Source organism: Oerskovia sp. USHLN155 (assembly GCF_037145535.1).
GTDB lineage: Bacteria > Actinomycetota > Actinomycetes > Actinomycetales > Cellulomonadaceae > Oerskovia > Oerskovia rustica.
Window position 1 is genome coordinate 1 of sequence record NZ_JBBCXG010000025.1, and the last position, 1414, is coordinate 1414.

At 70.5% G+C, this 1414-nt stretch carries 2 protein-coding genes; both read right to left on the reverse strand.

Translation table 11 applies throughout. The annotated features are described in order from the left end of the window. The coding region (locus WFH32_RS19215; protein ID WP_336708886.1) for a methyl-accepting chemotaxis protein at positions 1–1147 on the reverse strand (1147 nt) is incomplete at its 3' end. Positions 1148–1197: 50 nt separating this feature from the next. After that, positions 1198–1414 (reverse strand): methyl-accepting chemotaxis protein (locus WFH32_RS19220; protein ID WP_336708888.1); only part of this gene is annotated, 217 nt, incomplete at its 5' end.

The following is a 1414-nucleotide window of genomic DNA, read 5'->3' on the forward strand; positions in this document are numbered from 1 at the left end:
TCTGCTCAGCACCCGCAGCCACCGTCCGCACGTTCTGCGACACCTGCTCCGCAGCCGCAGCCACCACCCCCGACTGCGCCGCCGTCTCCTCCGACGACGCCGAGAACTGCGACGACACCCCCGCCAACGACTCCGCACTCGACGCGATCGTCACCGACGACTCGAGGACGCCCGAGAGCGTGGCGCGCAAGGACGCCTGGGCCGAGGACAGGGCACGTGCCATGTCTCCCAGCTCGTCCCGTCCGTGGACGTCGGGCTCGTGGGTCAGGTCTCCGTCCGCGATCGCCTCGACCGTGCGCTGCACGCCGACGATCGCGGTCTTGATCCGGCCCGACGTCACCCAGCCCAGCGTCAGCCCGCCGAGAGCGCCGACCGCGATGACGACGACGAGGGTGACGATCGCCGTCGACGCCTCGCTCGCTGCTCCGGCCGTCTCGTCCGCGAGGATGTCGTCGATGTAGGACTGGAGCCGGTCGAGCGCGCCCCCCATCTGCTGCCCGACCTTGTCGAGGTCCGTGTCCGCCGACCGGAAGGCCGCGCGGTCCTCCGCCTCGAAGGCCGGCAGCTTGCGCTCCTCGACGATCGAGATGTACTCGTTCACGGACAGGGCGAACGACCCGTACTGGTCGGGCACCGCCTCGCCGATCCCTGCGTAGATGTCCTCGAACGCACGCATCTCGGCCGTCACCGCACCGTGGGCCCCGTCGATCGCGACGAACTGCGGGCCCGCCTCGTCGGCCTCCCCCATGTAGTCACCCAGCCCGCCGGTCGCCAGACGGTACGACCACACCGAGCTCTGCAGAGCCATGACGCGCGCGTTGAGCGTGCTCTGGATCATCGCGATCCGCTCCGTGCGGTCCCGGAGCGAGACCGTGGTCGAGACGGCCACCGCGCCCAGCACGATCATGGCGACCACGAGGAGCGCGACGAGCCCGAGGATCCGGGTGCGGACCGAACGCAGGAAGCTGCCGCCTGCGGCACGCGTCGTCGGCTCCGTGCCCGGGGTCCGGGAAGGGGCCGCGTCTGGCCCGTCGCCCGACACCGTGCCGGTGGTCGGCAGAGGGTCGGGGGAGGACTCGACGAACGCCTCGGGCGCGATCTCGAGCGTGACTGCGAGGTCGTCGGGTGCTTCGCTCTGCCGGTTCACGTGCTGTTCCTTCCTCAGATGCTGGCTCGTGCGGGATCGTGGGGCGTGCGTCAGTACACGAACTTCGAGGCGTCGGACTGGAGGTCGGCACTCATCCGGGCGAGCTCGGCGATCGAGTCGTTCATCTGCTGGATCGCCTCCGCGGTCGACGAGGCGGCGGTCGCGATGCCGGTGATGTTGCCCGCGATCTCCGAAGCACCCGTCGCGGACTCCTGCACCCCACGAGACATCTCCGTCGTCGTCGCGGTCTGCTCCTCCACCGCCGAC